18 protein-coding genes are annotated in these 22,781 nt (G+C 63.3%); 6 read left to right on the top strand and 12 right to left on the bottom strand.

Going from position 1 to position 22,781, the window contains the following annotated elements; genetic code table 11:
• Positions 1-49 precede the first annotated feature (49 nt).
• From hfq to C2U30_RS19045, 6 genes are all read right to left on the bottom strand, one after another.
• Complete coding sequence (hfq, locus tag C2U30_RS19070; RefSeq protein WP_011704864.1) at positions 50-313, bottom strand: RNA chaperone Hfq; 264 nt, start codon at positions 311-313, stop codon at positions 50-52.
• Between the two features lie 72 nt (positions 314-385).
• Positions 386-1,303: a tRNA (adenosine(37)-N6)-dimethylallyltransferase MiaA gene (miaA, locus tag C2U30_RS19065; protein ID WP_080768053.1), complete on the bottom strand. Its 918-nt coding sequence runs from the start codon at positions 1,301-1,303 to the stop codon at positions 386-388.
• 92 nt (positions 1,304-1,395) lie between these two features.
• Positions 1,396-3,279: a DNA mismatch repair endonuclease MutL gene (mutL, locus tag C2U30_RS19060; protein ID WP_103244299.1), complete on the bottom strand. Its 1,884-nt coding sequence runs from the start codon at positions 3,277-3,279 to the stop codon at positions 1,396-1,398.
• Between the two features lie 106 nt (positions 3,280-3,385).
• Positions 3,386-4,903, bottom strand: a complete 1,518-nt coding sequence (locus C2U30_RS19055; RefSeq protein ID WP_233720972.1) for an N-acetylmuramoyl-L-alanine amidase — start codon at positions 4,901-4,903, stop codon at positions 3,386-3,388.
• A gap of 23 nt (positions 4,904-4,926) precedes the next feature.
• A complete protein-coding gene (gene tsaE, locus C2U30_RS19050) occupies positions 4,927-5,400 on the bottom strand; it encodes a tRNA (adenosine(37)-N6)-threonylcarbamoyltransferase complex ATPase subunit type 1 TsaE (protein WP_029313846.1) in 474 nt (157 codons plus the stop codon).
• A gap of 17 nt (positions 5,401-5,417) precedes the next feature.
• Positions 5,418-6,920: an NAD(P)H-hydrate dehydratase gene (locus C2U30_RS19045; RefSeq protein WP_103244731.1), complete on the bottom strand. Its 1,503-nt coding sequence runs from the start codon at positions 6,918-6,920 to the stop codon at positions 5,418-5,420.
• A gap of 99 nt (positions 6,921-7,019) precedes the next feature.
• Between C2U30_RS19045 and queG the strand changes: the two genes are divergently transcribed.
• Positions 7,020-8,174: a tRNA epoxyqueuosine(34) reductase QueG gene (gene queG / locus C2U30_RS19040; protein ID WP_103244297.1), complete on the top strand. Its 1,155-nt coding sequence runs from the start codon at positions 7,020-7,022 to the stop codon at positions 8,172-8,174.
• Between the two features lie 83 nt (positions 8,175-8,257).
• Positions 8,258-9,001 (top strand): polyphosphate--glucose phosphotransferase, encoded by a 744-nt coding sequence (gene ppgK / locus C2U30_RS19035; protein WP_010673187.1) that lies wholly within the window; start codon positions 8,258-8,260, stop codon positions 8,999-9,001.
• Between the two features lie 52 nt (positions 9,002-9,053).
• Here ppgK and C2U30_RS19030 read toward each other — a convergent pair whose 3' ends face one another.
• Complete coding sequence (locus tag C2U30_RS19030) at positions 9,054-9,509, bottom strand: hypothetical protein (RefSeq protein WP_010673186.1); 456 nt, start codon at positions 9,507-9,509, stop codon at positions 9,054-9,056.
• Between the two features lie 472 nt (positions 9,510-9,981).
• On the opposite strand from C2U30_RS19030, the gene metN reads away from it, so the two are divergent.
• The 4 genes from metN to rfaH all read left to right on the top strand — a co-directional run bounded on the left by metN (position 9,982) and on the right by rfaH (position 13,084).
• Positions 9,982-11,025, top strand: a complete 1,044-nt coding sequence (gene metN / locus C2U30_RS19025) for a methionine ABC transporter ATP-binding protein MetN (RefSeq protein ID WP_010673185.1) — start codon at positions 9,982-9,984, stop codon at positions 11,023-11,025.
• Positions 11,006-11,659 (top strand): methionine ABC transporter permease, encoded by a 654-nt coding sequence (locus C2U30_RS19020; RefSeq protein ID WP_103244296.1) that lies wholly within the window; start codon positions 11,006-11,008, stop codon positions 11,657-11,659. The genes metN and C2U30_RS19020 overlap by 20 nt, the downstream gene beginning before the upstream one ends.
• 26 nt (positions 11,660-11,685) lie before the next feature.
• Entirely contained in the window at positions 11,686-12,486 is an 801-nt protein-coding gene (gene metQ / locus C2U30_RS19015) for a methionine ABC transporter substrate-binding lipoprotein MetQ (protein ID WP_041211129.1), read from the top strand.
• 97 nt (positions 12,487-12,583) lie between these two features.
• Complete coding sequence (gene rfaH / locus C2U30_RS19010) at positions 12,584-13,084, top strand: transcription/translation regulatory transformer protein RfaH (RefSeq protein ID WP_010673182.1); 501 nt, start codon at positions 12,584-12,586, stop codon at positions 13,082-13,084.
• 167 nt (positions 13,085-13,251) lie between these two features.
• Here rfaH and C2U30_RS19005 read toward each other — a convergent pair whose 3' ends face one another.
• The 5 genes from C2U30_RS19005 to dgt all read right to left on the bottom strand — a co-directional run bounded on the left by C2U30_RS19005 (position 13,252) and on the right by dgt (position 22,762).
• Entirely contained in the window at positions 13,252-15,228 is a 1,977-nt protein-coding gene (locus C2U30_RS19005; protein ID WP_103244295.1) for a methyl-accepting chemotaxis protein, read from the bottom strand.
• 37 nt (positions 15,229-15,265) lie between these two features.
• A complete protein-coding gene (locus tag C2U30_RS19000; RefSeq protein WP_041214588.1) occupies positions 15,266-16,477 on the bottom strand; it encodes an EAL domain-containing response regulator in 1,212 nt (403 codons plus the stop codon).
• A complete protein-coding gene (locus C2U30_RS18995; protein WP_199767298.1) occupies positions 16,470-20,744 on the bottom strand; it encodes a transporter substrate-binding domain-containing protein in 4,275 nt (1,424 codons plus the stop codon). Before C2U30_RS18995 ends, C2U30_RS19000 begins: the two co-directional genes overlap by 8 nt.
• A 144-nt stretch (positions 20,745-20,888) precedes the next feature.
• Positions 20,889-21,092 carry a hypothetical protein gene (locus C2U30_RS18990; RefSeq protein ID WP_041211124.1) on the bottom strand — a complete coding sequence of 68 codons (204 nt, stop codon included), beginning with the start codon at positions 21,090-21,092 and terminating at the stop codon, positions 20,889-20,891.
• A 293-nt stretch (positions 21,093-21,385) separates the two neighbouring features.
• Entirely contained in the window at positions 21,386-22,762 is a 1,377-nt protein-coding gene (gene dgt / locus C2U30_RS18985) for a dGTPase (protein WP_103244293.1), read from the bottom strand.
• Positions 22,763-22,781 lie beyond the last annotated feature (19 nt).

The following is a 22,781-nucleotide window of genomic DNA, read 5'->3' as shown; positions in this document are numbered from 1 at the left end:
ACAGGTATCATGATGGATCTGAGTTGGCGAGTGAACTCGCCGCAGGATATCACGCCTCGGCTTCACCCTGCTCTTCACCGGCGGCGCCCGGGGCGTGCTGGTGATGGTTGACGGCACGGGCCGGCACCACGGTGGAAATGGCGTGCTTGTAGACCATCTGGCTCACGGTGTTCTTCAGCAGAATGACAAACTGGTCAAACGATTCGATCTGACCCTGCAGTTTGATGCCGTTCACCAAATAGATAGAAACAGGAATACGCTCACGGCGCAGCGCATTCAAAAACGGGTCTTGGAGAGATTGCCCCTTAGCCATCTTTCTTTTCCTTATAGTTTGTTGTTTTTAAACACCGGATATTCAATATAACAACCTGATTATACAGGAGTGTCAAGCCGGACCAGCTTGGGCGACGACCCTGGCCAGATTGCCAGACTCACCAGATTCCAACCAGGTCACATCAGGCCAACCGCGCAACCAGGTCATCTGACGCTTGGCCAACTGGCGGGTGGCAACAATGCCGCGATAACGCATCTCATCATACTCCACTTCCCCCGCCAGGTAGTCCCACATTTGGCGGTATCCCACGCAGCGAATGGAGGGAAGATCCGGGGTGAGATCCCCCCGCTCGTAAAGCGCCCTGACCTCCTGCTCGAAGCCGCTGCCCAGCATCTTGTCAAACCGCTGTTCGATGCGCTGGTGCAGCACGGCCCGCTCCCTCGGCGCGATGGCAAACTGCAGCGCCCGGTAGGGCAGCCCCTCTCCCTGTACCTGGGTCAGCTCGGTGAGGGTCTTGCCGCTGATGCGGTAAACCTCGAGCGCCCGGCACAGGCGCTGGGGATCGTTGGGGTGGATGCGGGCACCGGCCACCGGGTCGATGCGCACCAGTTCGTCATGCAGCGCCTGCCAGCCGAGGCGGGCAGCCTCTTCCTCGATGCCGGCCCGAATGGCGGGATCGGCGGAAGGCAGCGGAGAAAGCCCCTCCAGCAGCGCCTTGAAATAGAGCATGGTGCCGCCCACCAGCAGCGGAATGCGGCCACGGTCGGCGATCTCTTTCATCTCCCGCAGGGCATCCTTGCAAAAATCCGCCGCCGAATAGCTCATGGCGGGATCCAGGATGTCGATCAGCCGGTGCGGGGCCTGCGCCAGCTCGGCTGGCGTCGGCTTGGCGGTGCCTATGTCCATGCCGCGATAGATGAGCGCGGAGTCCACGCTGATGATGTCGCAGGGCAGGGCCTGGCACAGTTCAATGGCGAGATCCGTCTTGCCGGAGGCCGTCGGCCCCATCAGAAAAATTGCAGTCGGCAAGTCAGCCACGTTAAACACTCCCTTCGGCCGCCCCTTCACGGGCGAACCGGCATAAAACTGGTCATATGGATGCAACAGACGACGAGACGCCGTCAGTTGCCATCGGCAAACTCGGCCAGCACGTTCGCCAGCGGCAACGGACGCACCATGCGAACGTCTGCCAGTTGGTCACTGAAATCGGCAACAAGTTCCGTCAACAACCGGGTGGCAGTGGCAAAATCGTATATTTTTTCGGCACTTATGCCTTGTTCCACCAACCACTGGCATAGTACCCCAGCCTGCGCGTCGGCATCACTGTCAGATCCGCTCTCGACCAATTGCAACAATTCGGGTAAGAGGCGGGCCAGATCGGTCTGGCGCAGCAGGGCAGGCACCCGAGTCAGGATCATGGTGTCGCGTCCCCCGCTTTTCAACTCCAGCCCCATGCGTTTGAGCAGACGTTCCCGCTCCTCCACCAGGGCGACCAGGTTTTTCGGCAGCTTGAAGGAGACCGGCAGCAACAGAGGCTGGGCCGCCAGCCCCTGGCCCCAGGCATCCAGCAGCCAGTGGCGCAGCAACAGACGCTCGGCGCGCACCAGGGAGAGCAGCGCCAGTTGCCCCTGACGCTCCATCAGCAGATAGGCCTGCTCGACCAGGCTCAGGGCGCGCCACTCCCCCGTTCGGGCTGGCGTCTCGACGGCACCGCTCTCGGCTCCGGGCCGGGATGCCGGCGTCGCCACCTCGGGCAGGGGGGTGAGCAAGGCGCCCATGCCTCGCATCGCGGCCCGGCTCGGGGGTTCGGGAGGCTGGTAGTGTCCTCCCCTGCCACCACCGCCTTCCCGCACGCCGTCGCCATCTCGTGCAGGGGCAGGAGCCCGATAGCCGTGTTCGGCACCGTACCACTCGGTGCGCGGCGCCTGACCCGGATAGGTGATCTCCGGGCTGCCCGGCAGCTCGACCTGGGTCTCGGCCAGGGGTGCATCGGTGGCGCTCCCTGCCCCGTCCTGACGCAGGGCGGTAAACAGCGCCTGGAAGATGAAATCGTGGATGAGACGCGCCTGATGGAAACGCACTTCGTGCTTGGCCGGATGGACGTTGACATCCACCTGGCGGGGATCCAGCTCGATATAGAGCACATAGGCCGCGAAGCGATCGGCGGGCAGCAGCTCGTCATAGGCCTGGCGAATGGCGTGATTGATGAGCTTGTCCCGCATCATGCGGCCATTGACATAGGTGTATTGCAGGTCGTTCTGCGGCCTGGCTCCTGCCGGGGTGGCCAGCCAGCCCCACAACCGCACGTCGCTGTGTTCGCTCGATACCGCCAGGGCATGGTGCATGAAGGGGGAACCGCAGACGGCGACGAGGCGGCGCTCCTGCTCCGCCACCGTGTTGGCCGCCTTGTACTGGCGCACCACCTTGCCGTTGTGGCGCAGGATCAGGGTAGCGTCGAAGCGGGAGAGCGCGATGCGGCGCACCAGTTCGTCGATGTGGGCAAATTCGGTCTTTTCGCTGCGCATGAACTTGCGCCGCGCCGGGGTGTTGAAGAAGAGATCCACCACCTCCACCGTGGTGCCCACCGGGTGGGCTGCCGGCTTGACGGTGACGCTCATCTCACGCCCTTCCGCCTGGGCCTGCCAGGCCTCGCTCTGCTCTGCCGTACGGGAGGTGAAGGTGAGGCGGGAGACGGAGCTGATGGAGGCGAGCGCCTCCCCGCGAAAGCCCAGGCTGTTGATCCCTTCCAGATCGTCCAGGGTCGCCACCTTGGAGGTGGCGTGGCGCGACAGCGCCAGCACCAGCTCATCCCTGGCGACACCGCAGCCGTTGTCACGAATGCGGATAAGCTTGGCGCCTCCCTTGTCGATGTCGATCTCGACCCGGTCAGCCCCCGCATCCAGGCTGTTTTCCACCAGTTCCTTCACCACGGAGGAGGGCCGCTCCACGACCTCACCGGCAGCAATCTGGTTGGCCAGAATCGGCGGCAATATACGGATTGGCATCGCTTGCTCCTGCAGATGAAAAAGGGGAAGAGGTGGACCTGGCGCCATCAACGCTCACCGCCCCTCCCTGCCATCGGCAGAGAAGGGCGGCGTTCTTCAGCCCGCGCTATTTTCGCGGAATATAGAGCACCTGCCCTATCTGGATGTCCCGTGACTTGAGCTTGTTGATCTCCACCAGTCGCGCCTGACTCACCCCATGTTTCTCGGCGAGACGGGAGAGACTCTGGCCGCGGGTGACCACGTGGCGGATCATGTTGGACTTGTCGTTGCTCTGCACGCTGGCTACCGGCGCACTCGGCTCCTGGGCTGCGACCTTGTAAGGTTTGATCACGCCGGCACCGGAGGCGCTGCCGACGCTGCTGACCGGGGCGCCGCCCTCACCGACGCGATAGGGCTCGCTCGCCGGCATCCGGTTGGTCACGACCTGCTGCGTTGGCTGGGCAACCGGCTTGCTGACGGCGACCGGCTTGCTGGCAGGCGCCTGACGCGGCGGGGCGGCAACCTGGCCCTTGCCGGTGAGCATGGGCCCCTTGGTCGGATGGCTGCGGTAATAGTTGCGGATCCCCTCGAAGATGGCCCGGGCCAGCTGATCCTGATAGCTGGCGGTGGCCAGCAGCTTCTCCTCGGCGTGGTTCGAGATAAAGCCCGTCTCCACCAGTACCGAGGGGATGTCCGGCGCCTTCAGCACCGCCAGACTCGCATGTTCCGGCGCCTTCTTGTGCAATCTGGCCACCCGGCCGAGCGAGCGCAGGATCTGGCGGCTGACGTCATAGCCTTCGGCCCTGGACTTGTCCATGGAGAGATCCAGGAAGGTCTGCGCCAGATAGGGGTTGGGATCAGACTCGGCCAATACCTTGCCAACGCCCCCCAGCAGCTCCCCCTGCTTCTCCTGCTTCTCGAGCCAGCTACCCATCTCGCGGTTGGCGCGGTTGGTCGACAGCACCCAGACGGAGGCGCCGCGAGGAGTCGAGTTGTGGAAGCTGTCGGCATGCACCGACACCAGCAGGTCTGCCTTGGCCTTGCGGGCGATTTCGGAGCGTTTGTTGAGATCGACGAAGTAGTCGCCACGGCGGGTCAGCACGGCTCGCATGCCGGGCTCCCGGTCGATGAGGGCCGCCAGCTTCTGGGAGACCGCCAGGGTCACCCGCTTCTCGTAGGTGCGGCGCGGGCCGATGGAGCCCGGGTCTTCCCCGCCGTGACCAGGATCGATGGCGATGACGATGGCCTTGCCGTGCCCCCCGACGGGAGCGGGCTGAGCCGCGGTACTCCCCTTCTCTTCATAGGGAAGATCGATCACCAGACGGTGGCCATAGGGGCCTGCCGGCGCCAGCGGGAAGACCACCGGCTTGATGGCAGAGCCGAGATCCAGCACCAGTCGCAGGCCGCCCTTTTCCAGCGGCGTGCTCTCGCGGATCTTGCGCACCAGCTCGCTCTTGTTCTCGATGCGGGCCAGGTTGGTGGCGTTGCTCGCCCCTTTCAGGTCGATTACCAGACGGTTCGGACCGGTCAGGGTGAAGTAGTTGAAATTGGGGGCGCTGCTCATGTCGAGCACCACCCGGGTGTTGTCCGGTGATGGCCACACCCGCACACTCTTGAGCTGATTGGCCCAGGTAGGCAATGCCATCAGGGAGAGAACAAAAACAAGGATCACGCGCACTGAGATGACAACCGTTCCAGAATGGCTTCGCCGATAGCAGTACGGGCATCAATCTGCACCTCGCGCTGCTCGTTTGCATAACTCAGGGTGATCTCGAGATCCGGGGCTGGCAGCCAGCCGTCGCCCTTCTCTGGCCACTCCACCAGGCAGAGGGTATCGGCGGCGAAATAGTCGCGAATGCCCATGAACTCCAGCTCTTCCGGGTCGGCCAGTCGATAGAGATCGAAGTGATAGACCTGCCACTGGGCAAGCTCATAGGGCTCCACCAGGGTATAGGTCGGACTCTTGACCTTGCCCTCATGACCCAGTCCCTGCACCCAGCCTCGGGTCAGGGTGGTTTTGCCGGCCCCGAGGGCACCGTGCAGAAATACCGTGGTGGCCTGCTGGCATGCCTTTGCCAGACGGCCACCCAGCGCCACTGTTGCTGCCTCGTCCGGCAGTGTCATCATCAAGGTTTTTGCCATGTTCTTCTTGTTACTTGTTACTGTGTCGGATTGACCAGACGACGGATCCAGGGCAGCAGATCCGATGCCAGCATGCCCCTCTCACCCTCGGCGGCGGCCAGGTCGGCGGCCTCTGCGTGGATCACGGCCCCGAGTCGGGTGGCCATGCCCGCAGACCAGCCCTGAGCCAGAAGGGCGGCGATTATACCAGACAAGAGGTCACCCATGCCGCCACTGGCCATGCCGGGGTTGCCCTCGTCGCACAGGGAAATACGCCTGCCGTCGCAGATGAGCGACCCCGCCCCCTTGAGCAGCACCACGCCACCGTAGCGCTGTTGCAGCCGCGAGACGGCCGCAAACCTGTCCCCCTCGACCTCGGCGATGGTGCAGCCCAGCAGGCGAGCCGCCTCCCCGGGGTGGGGTGTGAGCACCCAATTATCCTGATGACGGGGGGCCTGCGCCAGCCAATTCAATCCATCGGCGTCCAATACCAGTGGCACGGCGGCTCCGATGCCCTGTTCGAACCGGGCCCGGCCCCACTCATCCTGACCGAGCCCGGGGCCCAGTACCTGCACCGATGCCCACCCTTCATCCATGTCCGCCGGGCATCCCATCAGCTCGGGTTGAACCAGGCTGGCCGCAGGGCAATCCGGGTGCTGGCGCAGGCGTACCAATCCTGCCCCCGCCCGCAGACAGGCCTGACCCGCCAGCAGGATGGCCCCCTGCATGCCGAGGTTCCCCCCCGTCAGCAGTACCTTGCCGCTGTGTCCCTTGTGAGCCGAGCGCCTGCGCGGGGTCAGCAACCCCTTGAGGCTGGGATAATCGATCCGCTCGGCAGCGGGAACCCGTTCCTCCCCCGGCGTCACACCCAGGGGATCCCGGTCGAGGTGACCGACTCCGTCTACCCCGTCGGCGGTGAGCATGCCCTGCTTGATGCCGATGAAAGTGAGGGTGCGGGTGGCACGCACCAGTGCGCCCATGGCGCGGCCGGTGTCGGCATGGAGACCGGAGGGGAGATCCACCGCCAGCACGGGCGCGTTCAAGCCATTGATTGTTGCGACGATCTTTGTCATTGACGAGGAGAGGGGAAGCTGGACGCCGGTACCGAGCAGTGCGTCTATGACCAGATCCGGCGGCGGCAGCGTGGCGGGCAGCAGATCCTCGGCCATGGTCACGCTCCCCCCCGATGCGAGCCACTCTTCGGCAGCCCGCCTGGCATCTCCCCTCAGCAGGCCGGGAGCCCGGGCGGCAATCACCAGAGGCTCGAGGCCGATGCGCCGGGCAAGGCGGGCCAGCACGTAGCCGTCCCCGCCGTTGTTGCCAGGGCCGACGAAGATCCACCACTGACGGCTGTCGGGCCAGTGGTGACAGGCATAGTTGCACAGCGCACTCCCGGCCCGCTCCATCAGCACATAGAGGGGCAACCCTTCCTGCTCGGCCCAGCGCCGTTCCATGCTGCGGATCTGCTCGGCCCGCCACAGGGGTTGTGCTAGACTCTCCCACTCATTTTTGCGGATAGCGTCCCCGAACACCTCTACCATGACGGCCCCCACGTTTCATCATCCCATGACCCGGCAACTGGCACGCCATATTGCCGCCCTGCGCCTGCCACACTCCTGCAGGCAGAGGGGGGATGCTGCATGACGGCTGCCGAACTTGCGCAACTGGCCCACGATATCAAGCTCTGGGCAAGGGAGCTAGGATTTGACCAGGTCGGCATCGCCGACACCGACCTCACCCTGGAAGAGCCGAAGTTGCAGGCCTGGCTGGATGCCGGTTATCACGGCACCATGGACTACATGGCGCGCCACGGCATGATGAGGGCCCGCCCCCACGAGCTGTTGCCGGGCACCTTGCGGGTCATCTCGGTGCGGATGAACTACCTCCCGTTCGAGGCGGGCTTTGCCGCCACCCTGCGCGATCCCACCCTCGGCTACATCAGCCGCTATGCCCTCGGCCGCGACTACCACAAGGTGCTGCGCAACCGGCTCAAACAGTTGGGGGAGCGCATCGAGCTGCGGTGCGACACCCTGTTGCGGGCGGCGGGACAAACCCTGGGCGAGTGGCGCCCCTTCGTCGACTCGGCCCCTATTCTGGAAAGGCCGCTGGCGGCCAAGGCCGGCCTTGGCTGGGCGGGAAAGCACTCACTGCTGATCAACGAGTCCGCCGGCTCCTTCTTCTTTCTGGGAGAATTGCTCATCGCCCTGCCGCTGCCCGTGGATGCCCCGGTGGAGAAGGAGCTGTGTGGCAAGTGCGTGGCCTGCATCAATATCTGCCCCACCGGTGCCATCATCGCCCCCTATGTGGTAGACGGACGGCGCTGCATCTCCTATCTCACCATCGAGAATGACGGCCCCATTCCCGAGGAGTTCAGGCCGCTCATGGGCAATCGCATCTATGGCTGTGACGACTGCCAGCTCATCTGCCCCTGGAACCGCTATGCGGATGCCAGCCCCGAACCCGATTTCAGCCCCCGCCCCGACCTGCATCGCCCTCCCCTGCTGGTACTGTGGCGCTGGAGCGAAGCCGAATTTCTCAAGCACACGGAAGGCAGCCCCATCCGCCGCATCGGCTATCAGCGCTGGCGCCGCAACCTGGCGGTGGCCCTTGGCAACGGACCGGCCAGCAGCGAGGTCCTGGCCGCCCTGCAACAGGCGCTGCCTGAGGCGGCGCCCATGGTGGCCGAACATATCGAGTGGGCGCTGGCGACCCTGGCCAGGCGTCAGCAGGAAGAGAATAAAAAGACGCGATTGCTGATCCGCTGCATCGAAAAAGGTCTGCCGGATCACGCATAAGTGATCTGGCACTTGCCGGATCGCAGCCATTTTTTCATGCTCTGCCGACCATTGAACATCGGCACAATAAAAGGAAGATTCTGATGCAGATGCTGGGAGTAGATATTGGGGGGTCCGGGATCAAGGGCTGCCTAGTCGACACCGAAACCGGGGAGCTGATTGGCGAACGCCACCGCATCGCCACACCGCAACCGGCAACCCCGGCCGCCGTGGCACACACCCTCAAGGCGCTGGTCGAACACTTCCAATGGAAGGGTCCCGTGGGGTGCGGTTTTCCCGCCACCATCCACAACGGCATCGCCAAGAATGCCTCCAACATCGACAAGAGCTGGATTGAGACCGATGCCGCCCACCTGTTTGCCGATGTGACCGGCCTGCCCTGCCATGTCCTGAACGACGCCGATGCGGCCGGTCTGGCGGAGATGCGCTTTGGCACCGGGCAGGATCGCCAGGGGGTCATCATTCTCATCACCGTCGGCACCGGCATCGGTACCGCCGTCTTCGTCAATGGCCAGTTGCTGCCCAATACCGAGCTGGGCCACCTGATGCTGGAAGGCATGGTGGCCGAACACTATTGCTCCGATGCGGTACGCAAGCGCGAGGATCTTTCCTGGGGCCGCTGGGGCAAACGTTTCAACAAATACCTGGCTCGCCTGGAGTTTCTGTTCTCCCCCGACCTCTTCATCCTGGGGGGCGGCAGCGCCGCCAAGCTCGACAAGTTCATCGACAAGATTGAGACCCGGGCTCCCCTGGTGGCGGCCGCGAACCTCAACCAGGCCGGCATCATAGGCGCCGCCCTCTATGGCGCGGCCCGGCAAGGGGGCTGACCGCCAGCAACATCAGAAGACCCGGCCCGTGCCGGGTCTCTCTCATCCGGGCTCAGAGATCGTCGAGGCGATGAGCACCGTGTACCAGACGGGTCAGGCGGGATTGGGCCATGGAGGCCAGGGCTTTCAGCAGCGCCGCCGTGTCGGGCGTGGGGCACTCCCGGGCCAGACGTTCCAGCTCGCCGATGAGCCTCTCCTCCTGGCGTGACACCAGGGCCACTATCTCCGCGGGCTGGGTTGTGGCGGGCAGCGCCAGACGATCCCCCTCGGCCAGCAGATCCTCGCCAAATCCCTGATCCAGCCAGGTCTCCTTCACCGCGCTTCCCATCTGCTCGCGATAATCGTGCAGATGAGCCGCCGCGGCATCCTCCCGCCCTTGCAGATAGGCCAGCAACATCCTGCTGCGCTCAGCATCCACCCGGGGGATCTGGCGCCCGTAAATGTGCCCTTGCCGATGATGAAGCTCCTCGAGATAGAGCATCAGGTCCTTGATCTGTTGGAATCGCATCTCGCCTCCCTCCTGGCATCCACCTGCAGCCAGTATAGGGAGCTGGCATGTCGACACGGCCACGAACTGGTCATTTATTGTTCTGCATCAAGGAGATGGAAAAGAAAACAGAAAAAGAGACGGCAGGAGGAAGGGGAAACCGGCAGCGATGCTGCCCGGACGACCGGGCACCTTGTCCGAAGGGGAGACATCAAATCGACGACATAAAAGATATTTACCAGCTTATATTCGGACCAATGTCATCAAATCGGAATCTTATATTGATACTGGTGGTTATACCTCCACACCATAGTCAAATGGCGGGAATCCTTATCCATTTTTTAGACGTCTAGACGTAAAAACATGCGTTGACACAGCCATCCGGACATCTTAGCATCATCCTCCATGATGACAGAGCTACCCAGTGAAACCTCTGCCCAATTTACCCGCCTGTAGCGCCCTGTGCTTTAAGGCTGTTAGCACGGAAGAATCCATGATTAAGTTGATCGGTCTCAACAAAGTCTACGGTAAAGGCAGTGATGCCGTGCACGCCCTGCGTGACGTGAGCCTGCATGTGCCCCAAGGCAAGATCTTCGGGGTGATCGGTGCCTCCGGTGCCGGCAAGAGTACCCTCATCCGCTGCGTCAACCTGCTGGAGCGCCCCACCGAGGGGCAGGTCATCGTCGATGGCCAGGACCTGGTCGCCCTCAGCGAGCGGGATCTGACTCAGGCTCGCCGCCAGATCGGCATGATCTTCCAGCACTTCAACCTGCTGGCCTCTCGCACCGTCTCCGCCAACATCGCCTTCCCGCTGGAACTGGCGGGCTGGAGCAAGGACAAGATCCAGAGCCGGGTCAGCGAACTGCTGGCCCTGGTCGGGCTGGAAGCCCGTGCCCACGCCTATCCGTCCGAGCTCTCCGGCGGGCAGAAGCAGCGCGTCGCCATCGCCCGCGCCCTGGCACCGGCTCCCAAGGTCCTGCTGTGTGACGAGGCCACCTCGGCCCTCGACCCGCAGACCACCCGCTCGATCCTGACCCTGCTCAAGGAGATCAACGTCAAGCTGGGGCTCACCATACTGCTCATCACCCACGAAATGGACGTGGTGAAGGGGATCTGCGACGAAGTGGCCATCATCAGCGACGGCCGTCTCATCGAGCAGGGGGAAGTGGCCTGGTTCTTCAGCAATGCCAAGACCCAGCTGGCCCGGGATTTCATCCACTCCACCATCCACCTGGAAGTGCCCCAGGAGTATCAGGATCGGATGAGTGCCGAGCGGGTGCCCGGCAGCTATCCCCTGGTGAAGCTCGGCTTTACCGGGACCACGGTGGATTCGCCGCTGATTTCCGAGGCGAGCCGCCGTTTCAACATCGACATCAGCATCCTGAGCGCAGACATCGAATACGCCGGTGGCGTCAAGTTCGGCTTCCTGCTGGCGGAACTGTTCGGGGACGAGGCCCAGTGCGAGGCCACCCAGCAGTTCCTCATCGACAACCACATTCAGCTGGAGGTAATGGGTTATGTCCGAAGCAATGATTAATCTGCTGATTTCGGCTCTGGGCGACACCCTCATCATGGTGTTTGCCTCCGCCCTGTTCGGCTGCCTGCTCGGCCTGCCGCTCGGCGTGGCGCTGCACGTGACCAAGGCGGGCCAGATCCTGGCCAATCCGCTGCTCAACAAGGTCCTGGGCGTCATCGTCAACGTCGGCCGCTCGGTGCCCTTCATCATTCTGCTGGTCGCCATCATTCCGTTGACCCGCTTCATCGTCGGCACCAGCATCGGTACCATCGCCGCCATCGTGCCGCTGACCGTGGGCTGCATCCCCTTCGTCGCCCGCCTGGTGGAAGGGGCTCTGATGGAAGTGCCTGACGGCCTGCTGGAAGCGGCCAAGGCCATGGGGGCCAAGCCCCTGCAAATCATCGCCAAGGTGCTGCTGCCCGAGGCCCTGCCGGGGATCCTCAACAGCGTCATCATCACCCTCGTCACCCTGGTGAACTACTCCGCCATGGCAGGTGCCATCGGAGGCGGTGGTCTCGGTGATGTGGGTATTCGCTACGGCTACCAGCGTTTCGATCCCACCGTCATGCTGGTCACCGTGGTCATTCTGGTGGTGCTGGTTCAACTCATCCAGAGCGCGGGTGAGCGCCTGGTCAAACAATGTGATCATCGTTAATCGTCGATTTCTGACAGGAGGTTTTTATGAAATTGGGCATCAAATCCGCAGCAGCTGCGCTGCTGGCAACCCTGGTACTGGTCGGTTGCGGCCAGAAGGAAGAGAACAAGACCCTGAAGGTGGGCGCCATCGCCGGTCCCGAGACCGAGCTGGTTGAGACCGCGGCCAAGGTTGCCAAGGAAAAATACGGCCTGACCGTCGAAGTGGTCACCTTCTCCGACTACGTCACCCCGAACGTGGCCCTGAACGACGGCAGCGTCGACGTCAACGCCTTCCAGCACAAGCCCTACCTGGATGCCCAGATCCGTGATCGCGGCTTCAAGCTGGTGCCGGTCGGCAACACCTTCGTCTACCCGATCGCCGGTTACTCCAAGAAGGTCAAGGCCCTGTCCGAGCTGAAAGACGGTGCCCAGATCGCAGTGCCGAACGATCCGACCAACCTGGGTCGTTCCCTGATCCTGCTGGAGAAGCAGGGCCTGCTGACGCTGAAAGAGGGTGCCGGTCTGGAAGCGACCGTACTGGACATCGCCAGCAACCCGCGCAACTTCAAGATCGTCGAGCTGGAAGCCGCACAACTGCCGCGCTCCCTGGAAGACGTGGATCTGGCCATCATCAACAACACCTTCGCCGGTCAGATTGGTCTGACCCCGACCGAGAACGGCCTGTTTGTCGAAGACAAGGAGTCCCCCTACGTCAACCTGATCGTTGCTCGCGAGAACAACAAGGACGACGAGAAGGTCAAGGAGTTCGTCCAGTCCTTCCAGACCGACGAGGTCTTCAAGAAGGGGACCGAGCTGTTCAAGGGCGGTCTGGTGAAAGGTTGGTAATCACTCACTCTGGAAAAAAGGCCACGTCAAGCGTGGCCTTTTTTTTTACCCCCGTTATGATAGCCGCAAGCACGGCAACACGAAAAACAGAACAACAATGAAGAAATGGTATCTGGCCTACTGCAAACCCAAGGAAGAGGCCCGCGCCCGCGCCCACCTGGCAGCCCAGGGCGTTGAATCCTATTACCCCATGGTCGAGATTGAAAAACTGCGGCGAGGCAAGCGCGTGCCCCAGCGCGAGCCCATGTTCCCCAACTATCTCTTCATCTACGTGGATCTGGAAGAGGTCACCCCGGTCACCCTGAAATCGACCCGGGGAATCAGTCGCATCATCCACTTCGGCAAGGAGTGGACCCCCGTCAGCAGCCAGCTGATCTACCGGCTCATGAGCCGGGACGACAGCGACGAGGCGCGCGCCAGCTATGCCCGTCTGCCGACCCAGGGAGACAAGGTACTTATCGAATCCGGTCCCCTCGCCGGGTTTGAAGCCATCTATCTGGAGCCGGATGGCGAAAAGCGGGCCATCCTGCTGGTCAACCTGCTCAACCAGGAGACCTGCAGCAGCTTCGAAAACCAGGCCTTCCGCCGCCTGGAGTGACCCGTCCTGTCGGCAGAAAGAGCCACAGGGCAGTACACAAGACACCATCCCCCTGCTTCCGAACGGTCAGGACCGCACCTGCGTCGTGCATCCTTCCACCACCAGGTTTTCGGGCCGAAAAAAACGGGGCAGACCCAGAGGTCTGCCCCGTTTTTCTCTCCCTTGCGTCAGGCATCCAGTTCGAAGCGGCTGATGGCCGATGTCAGTCTCCCCGTCTCCCGGGTCAGGCGGGCGGCGATCTGCTCCCCCTGCTGGCCATGCTCGCTGGACTGATGGCTGAGCCCGGCAATCTCCTCCACCGTGCCCGCCACCTCCTGCGCCGCCCTTGACTGCTGCTCGGTGGCGGTGGCGATGGCGGCAAGCTGGCCGCTGAGATCCTGCACCAGCGTCGCCATCGACTCCAGGGTCTCGGTCACCGAGGCCACGGCGCCGCGCCCCTGCTCCACCAGCAGGGTGCCGCTGCCCACGGTATCCGCGGTCTCCCGGGTTTGCTGCTGGATGCTGGCAATGGTCTGGTTGATCTCCATGGTCGATGCGCTGGTGCGGCTGGCCAACTGCCTCACTTCATCGGCTACCACGGCAAATCCCCGTCCCTGCTCACCGGCCCGCGCCGCCTCGATGGCCGCATTGAGTGCCAGCAGATTGGTCTGCTCGGCGATGGTGGCGATCACTTCGGTGACCCTCCCCACCTGCTCGCTCTGGCTGCTGAGCTGCGTCATCGCCTGGTTTGCCTGGGCAATCATGGCACCAATCTGCGCCATGGTGGTCCCCATGCGGGCGAGGGCCTGCTCTCCCTCCCTTGCCTGTTGCTCGGTCTGGCGAGCCGCTCCCGCCGCGTCCGCAATGTTGCCCGCCACATCCCGGGTACTGACCGACATCTGCTCGATGGCGGCTGCCACCGCATCGAGCCGCTGATTCTGGCTTGCCAGATCATCCACGATGGCATTGGTGGTCTCGCCCACCTCGCGGCCAGCCCCCTCCACCTGACCGACCGCCCCCTGGATCTCCCCCACCAGCTCGCGCAACTGTGCCGACATCCGATTGATGGAGCCCGTGAGCCCTCCCAGCTCATCCTGACGAAGCACGGGCAAGGGGGTGACGGGGAGGCGGCCATCGGCCACCAGGCCCGCCCGTTTCACCAGGCTGGCGATGTCCCGGGTCAGGCGTCGGCTGAACAGCAGGGCCACCAGGGTGCCCAGCAGGATGACGCTGGTGGTGGCCAGCAGCAGGGTGCGGTGAATGGTCTGACTGGCGGCCGCCATCTCCCCCGCCATCTTGTCCACCTCGGCACGGGTATGGGTCACCTGGGTCGCCAGCTGATCCGCCAGCCGGGTCAGGGCGGGCTCTATCTCGGTGGCCATCAGGTGGTTGGCCCTGTCCCAGTCCGGGGCCTGGCGCTTCTCTATCACCTGGCCGACCAGCTCGGCAAAGGGGGCTGACATCTCTTCAAAGAGCGTCCAGAGCCCCTTTTGTGCCTCGGTGAAGTTGGCCTCTTGCTGCTTCAGCTCGGCCACCCGCTGCTGGTGGAACTGGTAGTAGTCCCGGTACTTGTCCAGGTACTCCTTCTCCCCCGAGATGAGGAAATCCCGCAGGGCGGAGAGCGCATTGCCCAGGCTGTTGTAGGCATCCCCCACCTGCTTGAGCAGCAGGCGCCTGTCACCGGGCAACGTCGCCTGGGGCGTTGCCACCTCTTCATTGGCAAAAGACTGCAACTGATCGAGGGCCGACTCCGCCAGAGGGCCGGCCTCCAGCAGCATCAGGGTGTGGGCGGGCAGGTTCTCTTCGGTGTGAGCCAGGGCCCACACCTGTGACTGTGCCCCCTTGAAATCCTTGAGTGCCCGGGTCAGGTCGGGGGTGAAACGCTGGCGCTCGATGGCGTGCCAGGCCTCTTCCCACTCCTGCTTGATGCGATCACCCTGTGCCGGATCCTTGCCGAGGATGAGATAGGCCCGCAGGGATGAAACGGTGGCAATCAGGGCTTTCTGGCTCGCCTCGTCCCGCTGCAGGGCGGGCAGGGCCTGGGCCAGCAAGGCATCTTGCGAGCCTTCGATCCGGCCGAGCTGATGATAGACAAGGGCGGAGGAGAGAATGATGAGCAGGTTGATAAAACAGAAGCTCAACAACAACTTGCTTGATATTTTCATGGCCATCCTTGGAATTCGTCGGGCATCCTGCCCGGGATTAGCGTCTGATGAGCGCGGGCAAACGAGCCTGCCAACCCTGATGCCATCCCATCAGCTCCTCGCGGGGCATGGGACGGGCGGAGAAGAAGCCCTGGCATTGATCGCACCCCAGCTTCGCCAGCAATTGCCAGGTCGCCTCATCTTCGACCCCCTCGGCCACCGATTTCAAGCCCAACTTGCGAGCCAGCTCGATGCTGGACTCGATGATGGCTAGGCGAGAGGGATCTTCATAGCAGCGATCCACGAAGGATCTGTCCAGTTTCAACTCGGTAAAGGGGAGCAGGGCAAGCTGCTGCATGGAGGAGTAGCCGGTCCCGAAATCATCGATGGAGAGACCAAAACCGTGCATCCGCAAGCGGGTCAGCACCTCCAGCGACTTGCCGAGATCCTTGACGAAGGCGCTCTCGGTCACTTCGAGGGTGATGAGCTCGGGGTTGATGCTCCAGCGCTGGCAGTGGCTGAGCAGGGTGTTGCACAGATCCCCCTCGATGAGGGAGGTGGTGGAGAGGTTCATCGACAGGTTCAGGGAGAGCCCGGTCTTCTCCCACAGGTGGCCGTCCCGCAGCGCCTTGCCGATGATCACCTCGGTGAGCGGGTCGATGAGCCCGTTGTGCTCCGCCAGCGGGATGAAACGGGCCGGCGAGATGAGGCCATATTCGGGGTGCTGCCAGCGGGCAAGCGCCTCCATGCCGAGCCACTCCCCGTTGTGAAAACCCACCTTGGGTTGATACCAGGGCAGCAACTGGTCCTGATCCAGCGCCCGGCGCAGCTCATCCAGGGTCAGGTGATAACCATCCTCCTCCTGGCTGCGCACCTGCTGGGGCCGCCAGGCACCGATGAGCTGCGCGATCTGCTGGGGAGACGCGGGTTTCTCGATGCGCCCCAGCACCTGCAGGCCATAGGCCCGGCTCATGCGCAGCACGGCATCGACCACGTCATCCTCCAGGGCGCTGCACAGCACAATGCCGCCGCGGAACCCGCCAAGGGAGAGGCGGCGCAGCAGCGCCATGCCATCCATGCCCGGCATGCGCAGATCGCAGAACAGGATGTCGACCCTGTGGTGCTGGCACTGTGCCAGCGCCTCCTCCCCGTCCTGCGCCTCCAGCAGGTTGCCGTAGCCCAGTCCGCGGATCTGGTGCATCAGGGCCTTGCGCTGGAAGTTGTGATCCTCCACCACCATGATCGCCAACTCATGCCGTGCGCTATTCATCGAGCCATAACCCCGTTTCACCTCTGATAGAGTCCATCAATGCCTGTACCGCCCTGGCCAGGTCATCGAGCTTGTCTAGTTGTTTCAATCTGGCCGCCGCCTCCAGCCGGGCCGCCTCCTCTGCCAATGCCTGCTGTCCTACCATGCGCGCGGCCCCCTTGATGCGATGTGCCGTCTCCACCAGCGCCTGGGTATCCTGGCTGGCCAGCGCCAGCCTCATGTCCTCGCCATCCTGCTCGCTGGCGTCCAGGTATTCGCTGGCCATGCTGCGAGCCACCGCCTCATCCCCGAACAGGGTCAACCAGCTTATGCCTGGCAGCTGAACCCTGGCTTGCCGAGGCACCTCCGAGGCGAGCTGTTCTTCCTGAGTCGGCAACCAGCGCCCCAGGGTCTGGCTCAGGGCATCCAGGCTGTAGGGCTTGAACAGCATGTCGTTCATGCCGGCATCACGCATCTGCTGGCTCGCCTCCTCAGAGGTATCGGCCGTCACCCCGATAATGGGAGCACTGTCCCCGGCATCCCGCAAGGCTCGCGTGAGGGCATAGCCATCCATCACCGGCATGTGGCAGTCGGTCAGCAGCAGGGCGAAATCCTGCCCCTGCCAGGCGCGCAGCGCCTCCTCGCCATCTTCCACCACCTCGGATTCGAGCCCCAGGATAGCGAGCTGCCTCGTCAGCAATGCCCGGTTGACGGGGTGATCATCCGCCACCAGCACCCGCCCCCTGAGCTTCTCCCCCTCCATCCCCATCGACTGGCTCGCCTGCTGGTTGAACAGTGACTGGCAGGTTTCCAGCAACAGATCGGGGTAGAGAGGCGATTGTCCCAGTCGCCACCAGGCGTCGCCCCCCATGCGCCCCCGCAGGGCCTCATGGGGAGAGAGTACTATGCCCTTGAGGTTCGAACGCTGCAAACAGGCCAGCCAGTCACTGCCAAGGGCCTGTTCCAGGTGATTCTCCTGCGCCAGCAGATGCCCCTCGAGGGGCTGCTGCCAATGGTGTGCCTCCATGCGAACCAGTCTGGCGCCCAGCCTGGCCATCACCGATTCCAGCCCCTCATCCTCCCCAAACCACCACCATACCTGACCGGTCAGGGGCGGCGCTTCCCACTGGCACTCGGCCAGGGGCAGCGTGAAGGTCACGCAGGTGCCCATTCCGGGGGTACTTTCCAGGGTCAGGCTCCCCCCCATTTTCTGGGTGAGTTGATGACAGATGGCAAGCCCAAGCCCGGTGCCGCCAAACCGGCGATTGGTGTCGGACTCCACCTGCTTGAACGGGATGAAGAGGGTGCGCTGCTGCTCCAGGGCGATGCCTATCCCGGTATCCCGGACCCGGAAGGCCAGCCGGTCGTCTTCATAATCCACCTGGATGGCGATCGCCCCTGCCTCGGTGAACTTCACCGCGTTGTTCAACAGATTGGAGATCACCTGCCCCACCCTTATCCCGTCGATGCAGGCCAGATCCGGCACCGTCTTCCCCCACCGCAGCGTCACGTTGAGCCCCTTGCCATAGGCCAGGGCCGCATGTCCCCGGATGACATCGCAAATCACCGAGGTCAGGCGGCAGTGATGGGGGTGCAGTTGCAACTGCCCGGCTTCCATCTTGGAGAAGTCCAGGATGTCGTTCACCAGATAGAGCAGATGGTTGGTGGAGGTCGAGATATTGCGCAACATGTAGCGCTGATCGTCGTCCAGCGCGCTCATTTGCAGCAGCTCCAGCATGCCGTGCATGCCGGAGATGGGAGTGCGAAGCTCATGACTCATGGTGGCGAGGAAGCGGCTGCGCGCCTGGGTCGCCTCCTCCGCCACCCGCCTGGCCTGGCGCAGCTCCAGCTCCTGGCGCTTGAGCTTGGTGATGTCCTGCACCACGCCGTTCAATATGACCCCTTCAAGCCCCTCCTGGTGAACGAAATGACCACGGATCTGCAAATAGCCCGCCTCCCCCTGACGCCGGATCTCCACCTCGAGATCCAGCGGCTGCATGCTCAGGGCATGACGATCCACCGTGGCCACGAAGTCCTGGTGCGCCTTGCCTGTCAGCCCCAGGATGGAGGCACCGGTGACCGCCATGCCGACCAGGTCCTCTTCGACCCCCACCATCTCCCTGACCCCTTGCGAGGTGTAGAGGAAGTGCCCCTTGCCCGGCCCAAGCCAGTGATACTGATAGACCAGACCCGGCATGCTGTCAGTGATCTGGGTCAGCCGGGTCTGCGCCTCCTGGGCCGCAAACCGCGCCTGCTCCAGCTCGGTCACGTCGGTCAGCACTGTCAGGATCCCGAGCCGCTTGTCATCGGGCCCCGCAAAGAGCCGCTTGGTGTAGATCATCTGGTGCAGGCGATCGTCATCAAACCGGATCTCGCCCCGGCCATGAAGCTCCTCTCCGCTCTCCCAGACGCTGGCATCCTCCTCCATCACCCTGGCGCGGATCGACTCGGGCAATCGATCCTGGAGCAACCGCTCATAGGAGCCCGTCAGGTTCTCCCCGCCGAGGAACATCTGCCGATACGCCCGGTTCGTCATTGCCACTTCATAGCGCTCGTTGGTCAGCACCACCTGGTTGGGCAGGGCATCCAGCATCATCTGGACAAACACCAGCTGCTCCTCGAGCCGCCGCTCGGCCTCCCGCCGCTGGCTGATCTGGCGGCGCAACGTCCGGTTCCAGCCCATGAACAGCAAGAGGCAGAGCAGGAAGATGCCGCCGCCAAGGGAGGACCAGAGCAGCACCGTCTTCGGATCCAGTCCCGTCTGTATGGTCAGGGAGAGCCACTTTTTCTCCAGGGCGGAGAGCTCGTCGGGGGGAATGGCGATCAGCACCTTGGTGAGGATCTGCTGCAGCATGGGGTCCTGCAACTGGGTCGCCATGGCGATGGGTACCCGCAGGTCGCTGCCGGAGAAGACCACCTGGTAGCGGTCGCTGAATCCCTTTTGCAACGACTGCTCCAGGGTGGTGGTGCTCATCAGCACATAGTCGACCTTCTGCTGGTCCAGCAGGGGCAGCAATTCGGCATCGCTGGCCACCGGCACGGCGATGGCCCCCACCTCGTTCAGCAAGACCTGCTCCACCGAGCCCCCCACCATGCCCACCCTGTGCCCTTTCAGTGCCCTGGCGGCGGTGAGCTCGGCCATCCCCTGCCTCGCCACGACCACCCGGTTGATCGACGCGTAGTTGGGGGTAAACCGGGCAAACTGCTGACGCTCCGCGGTGGGAGTCATGGCCGGGATGAGATCCAGCTTGCGATCCTGGAAGAGCGCCATGCTCTGGGCCCAGCTCCGGGTCGGCACCAGGGTGAACTGGAGCCCGGCACGCTGGCTCATCAGTGTCAGCAGATCGGCAATGAGCCCCTTGAGCCGCCCCCTGTCGTCCACCTCGCTCATCCCGGGCCAATCCGGAGCAACCCCGTAGCGGATGACCGGATGTGCTTGCAACCACGCCTGCTCCTGCGGATTGAAGACGATCTCCCTGCTCCTTTTCACCAGGGCATAGTCGAGGATGTCCCCCGCCTCCAGAATGGCGCGACGCTCGAGGGGAGAGATATCCTCGAGGGCCCGCTCCAGCAATCCCTGCAAGACATCATTCCTGGGTGCCACGGCCATGGCGAGGGAGGTATCCCTCATCCAGTCGATCCTGGCCAGCGCCATGCCCGCCATGGCTTGCAGCCTGTTCAGCATGGGCAGCTCGGCCAGGTAGGCATCCGCCTTGCCCTCCTTGAGCATGAAGATCGCCTCGTCACGGCTGTCGGCCGTGATCAGATTCGAGATCCCAAGGCGCAGCAGCTCATCGCAGGCGCTGACACCGAAGACGCAGACCCAGCGCACCCCATAGGCCTCCTCCAGGGAGAGGCTCTCCCTCCCCCCCGTCAACAGCACGGCCCGGGGCAGTGCCATCAGCTCGGAGGTAAATTGCATCTGCAGGGTGCGGGTCGGGCTCGGAGCCACCCCGATCAACATGTCGACCTTGCCATCCAGCAAGGCCTGCTGGACCGCCGCATTGTTGACGTAGGCACGGTAGCGAAGGCTCACCCCTAGCCTGGCTGCAATCTGGGAGGCGAACTCATCCAGGGGGCCGGTGAAGTTGCCGCGCCCATCGGTATAGACATAGGGTGGCCAGGCCGCCGAAGGCATGCCGACAACCAATTCATCATGGGTGGCAAGCCAGTGCAGTTCGTCCAGGGTGAAGTTGCTCTGGTCCAGTTGCGCCGGCGCAGCCGCAACCATCAGGCTCCAGAAAGCCAGACCACATAGCAGGATGAGACGACAGCAGCGGCGGAACATTATCAACTCCCATACGAAACGGAGGGGGATCATAGAGTGTTTGGCGCAATGTGCGACAACTAAATTGAGACAATGCTCATCAGGAAAGAAAAATGGCAGGCCCAGGCCTGCCATCCACCAGGTCGGGGGCCGGGCCCCCTCCCATCAGGTTATTCGGTTCCCGAGCCGGAAACCGGTTTGAAACTCCCGCTCACGGATGTGGGCGATCTGCACTTCCTTGCCTTCCAGCCCGATGTCTTTGAGCAGGGCAGGTGAAAGATGCAGGTAGCTGACGCGACGCTCCAGCCGGGTGATCCTTTTTTGAACCAGGGTCTCTACGTGGCGCAGCAGGGCGAGTTCGATAGACATAATATTCTCCAGTTGAACGTGCGGTTCCCCCGGAGAGAGGTGATCACCCTGCGGGACAACCGCGGGTGATGAAAAAAGCAGGTGTTACCTGTCCCCTCCACGCGGCAAATAAAGAGCACGAGTCTTCGCGCTGCCAGAGCAGCGATCGAACGCAACGTTGAACATGGAATGTTGCATGGTCGTCTCCTTACCGTGTGAAAGTTGAACAAGTTGCCGCAGTGTAAAAAAACACCGAATTTTACGCAATATCTCTCCCACCCATATGGGTGGAATGCGGCCAAAAAGAGGTTCAGTCAAATCCCTGACAACAGCCGGAACTCCTCCAGCGCATAGGTATCCGTCATGCCGCTCACATAATCGAGCAGCAGCCGCACCCGGTAGTACCACTCCTGCTCGCTCTCCTTTTCGAAACGGGGATCCCGGCTCGCCACCGCCAGCCGGTACGCCTTGAGGTGGCGGGCAGAGAGGCGGTGGAACAGCCGCCGGGCAAAGAAGAGCTCGCTCCCGCCATTGCCTGCAAGCAGCCGCTCGAACTGGCTGGCGGGCAGGGCCAGCAGGCAGGCGTAGGTGGAGAGCACCCCGCGCAGGGCGGCATAGCCTTCCAACTCCAGCGCCTCCACCTCCGGGCGCATGAACACCAGCTCGCGAGCCACCCGCTTGAGGGTATCGAGTACCCGGGCTGCCGGAGCCTGACCGTGCAGCAGCGCCTGGGGATAGGCCCCGCTCAGGATCTGATCGTGCTCGGCCACATAGGTATGGGCGGCCAGCGCCACCAGATCCCGGGTCAGATGCTGGCGAAAATGGGGGAAGAACCCCCGACCGGAGGCAAGCGCCTCATCGAGCAGGTCGGCCATGTAACCGCCCTCATCCGCCTCGCGCAGGGCTGCCAGCAGTTCGTTCTGGGTGAGGATGTGCCTGTCCACCGCATCCTCGAGATCGGCGATGCAGTAAGAGATGTCGTCCGCCGCCTCCATGATGTAGACCAGCGGATGACGGCACCCCTCGGCCAGCCCCAGGCTCTGGCCGAGGGCACGATAGAGGGGTTGTTCGCTGAAGAAGATGCCGCGCTTGCTGGTCCAGCCGTGGTGCTGACCATAGCCCTGGGGATGGTGCAGGCCCGGCAGGGGCTGCTGCGGGTATTTGCACAGCGCCGCCAGCTGCCCCAGGGTGAGGTTCAGCTCATGCAGGCTGTGCACCAGTCGCAGGCTCTGGGCATTGCCGTCAAACACCAGCAGATCCTGGCGAAGGGTTGCCCACTGGGGGCTCGGCAACTGGTCGTGGGCACGGGCGAAGAGGCCGTCCAGCTCCTGGGCAAGCCACTGACTCATCACCTGCTCACCGAAATGGCCAAACGGCGGGTTGCCGACATCGTGCAACAGGCAGGACATCTCCACCAGATTGATGAAGGCCCCCTCGCACACCACTCCGGCTGGCAACGCCGCCAGGATGCGGCGACTGATCTGGCGACCGGTCTCCTGCACCTCCAACGAATGGGTGAGGCGGCTGCGCACCGAGGCTTTCACATCGAGCGGGAAGACCTGGGTCTTCTGCTGCAGGCGTCGCACCGGCGCCGCCTGCACGATGCGGGTGCGGTCCTGCTCCGTCGCCTCCAGCAGGTCTTCGTCTCCCCAGGGGTGAATGCGCTCGGGGGGGATCAAACGGTCATACATGTCGTGGCTCCTTGCCTGA

This window comes from Aeromonas sp. ASNIH5 (genome assembly GCF_002902865.1).
Taxonomy (GTDB): Bacteria; Pseudomonadota; Gammaproteobacteria; order Enterobacterales; family Aeromonadaceae; genus Aeromonas; species Aeromonas caviae.
This window is presented reverse-complemented; position numbering and strand designations above follow the sequence as displayed.

Excerpts from the sequence above, each read along its gene's own strand:
- C2U30_RS18995 (WP_199767298.1), bottom strand. The coding sequence starts at position 20,744 with ATGTTCCGCCGCTGCTGTCGTCTCATCCTGCTATGTGGTCTGGCTTTC.
- metN (WP_010673185.1), top strand. The coding sequence starts at position 9,982 with ATGATTAAGTTGATCGGTCTCAACAAAGTCTACGGTAAAGGCAGTGAT.
- queG (WP_103244297.1), top strand. The coding sequence starts at position 7,020 with ATGACGGCTGCCGAACTTGCGCAACTGGCCCACGATATCAAGCTCTGG.
- C2U30_RS18990 (WP_041211124.1), bottom strand. The coding sequence starts at position 21,092 with ATGTCTATCGAACTCGCCCTGCTGCGCCACGTAGAGACCCTGGTTCAA.
- mutL (WP_103244299.1), bottom strand. The coding sequence starts at position 3,279 with ATGCCAATCCGTATATTGCCGCCGATTCTGGCCAACCAGATTGCTGCC.
- C2U30_RS19005 (WP_103244295.1), bottom strand. The coding sequence starts at position 15,228 with ATGAAAATATCAAGCAAGTTGTTGTTGAGCTTCTGTTTTATCAACCTG.
- hfq (WP_011704864.1), bottom strand. The coding sequence starts at position 313 with ATGGCTAAGGGGCAATCTCTCCAAGACCCGTTTTTGAATGCGCTGCGC.
- tsaE (WP_029313846.1), bottom strand. The coding sequence starts at position 5,400 with ATGGCAAAAACCTTGATGATGACACTGCCGGACGAGGCAGCAACAGTG.
- ppgK (WP_010673187.1), top strand. The coding sequence starts at position 8,258 with ATGCAGATGCTGGGAGTAGATATTGGGGGGTCCGGGATCAAGGGCTGC.
- C2U30_RS19030 (WP_010673186.1), bottom strand. The coding sequence starts at position 9,509 with ATGCGATTCCAACAGATCAAGGACCTGATGCTCTATCTCGAGGAGCTT.
- C2U30_RS19045 (WP_103244731.1), bottom strand. The coding sequence starts at position 6,920 with ATGGTAGAGGTGTTCGGGGACGCTATCCGCAAAAATGAGTGGGAGAGT.
- C2U30_RS19020 (WP_103244296.1), top strand. The coding sequence starts at position 11,006 with ATGTCCGAAGCAATGATTAATCTGCTGATTTCGGCTCTGGGCGACACC.
- C2U30_RS19000 (WP_041214588.1), bottom strand. The coding sequence starts at position 16,477 with ATGAATAGCGCACGGCATGAGTTGGCGATCATGGTGGTGGAGGATCAC.
- dgt (WP_103244293.1), bottom strand. The coding sequence starts at position 22,762 with ATGTATGACCGTTTGATCCCCCCCGAGCGCATTCACCCCTGGGGAGAC.
- metQ (WP_041211129.1), top strand. The coding sequence starts at position 11,686 with ATGAAATTGGGCATCAAATCCGCAGCAGCTGCGCTGCTGGCAACCCTG.
- C2U30_RS19055 (WP_233720972.1), bottom strand. The coding sequence starts at position 4,903 with ATGGCATTGCCTACCTGGGCCAATCAGCTCAAGAGTGTGCGGGTGTGG.
- rfaH (WP_010673182.1), top strand. The coding sequence starts at position 12,584 with ATGAAGAAATGGTATCTGGCCTACTGCAAACCCAAGGAAGAGGCCCGC.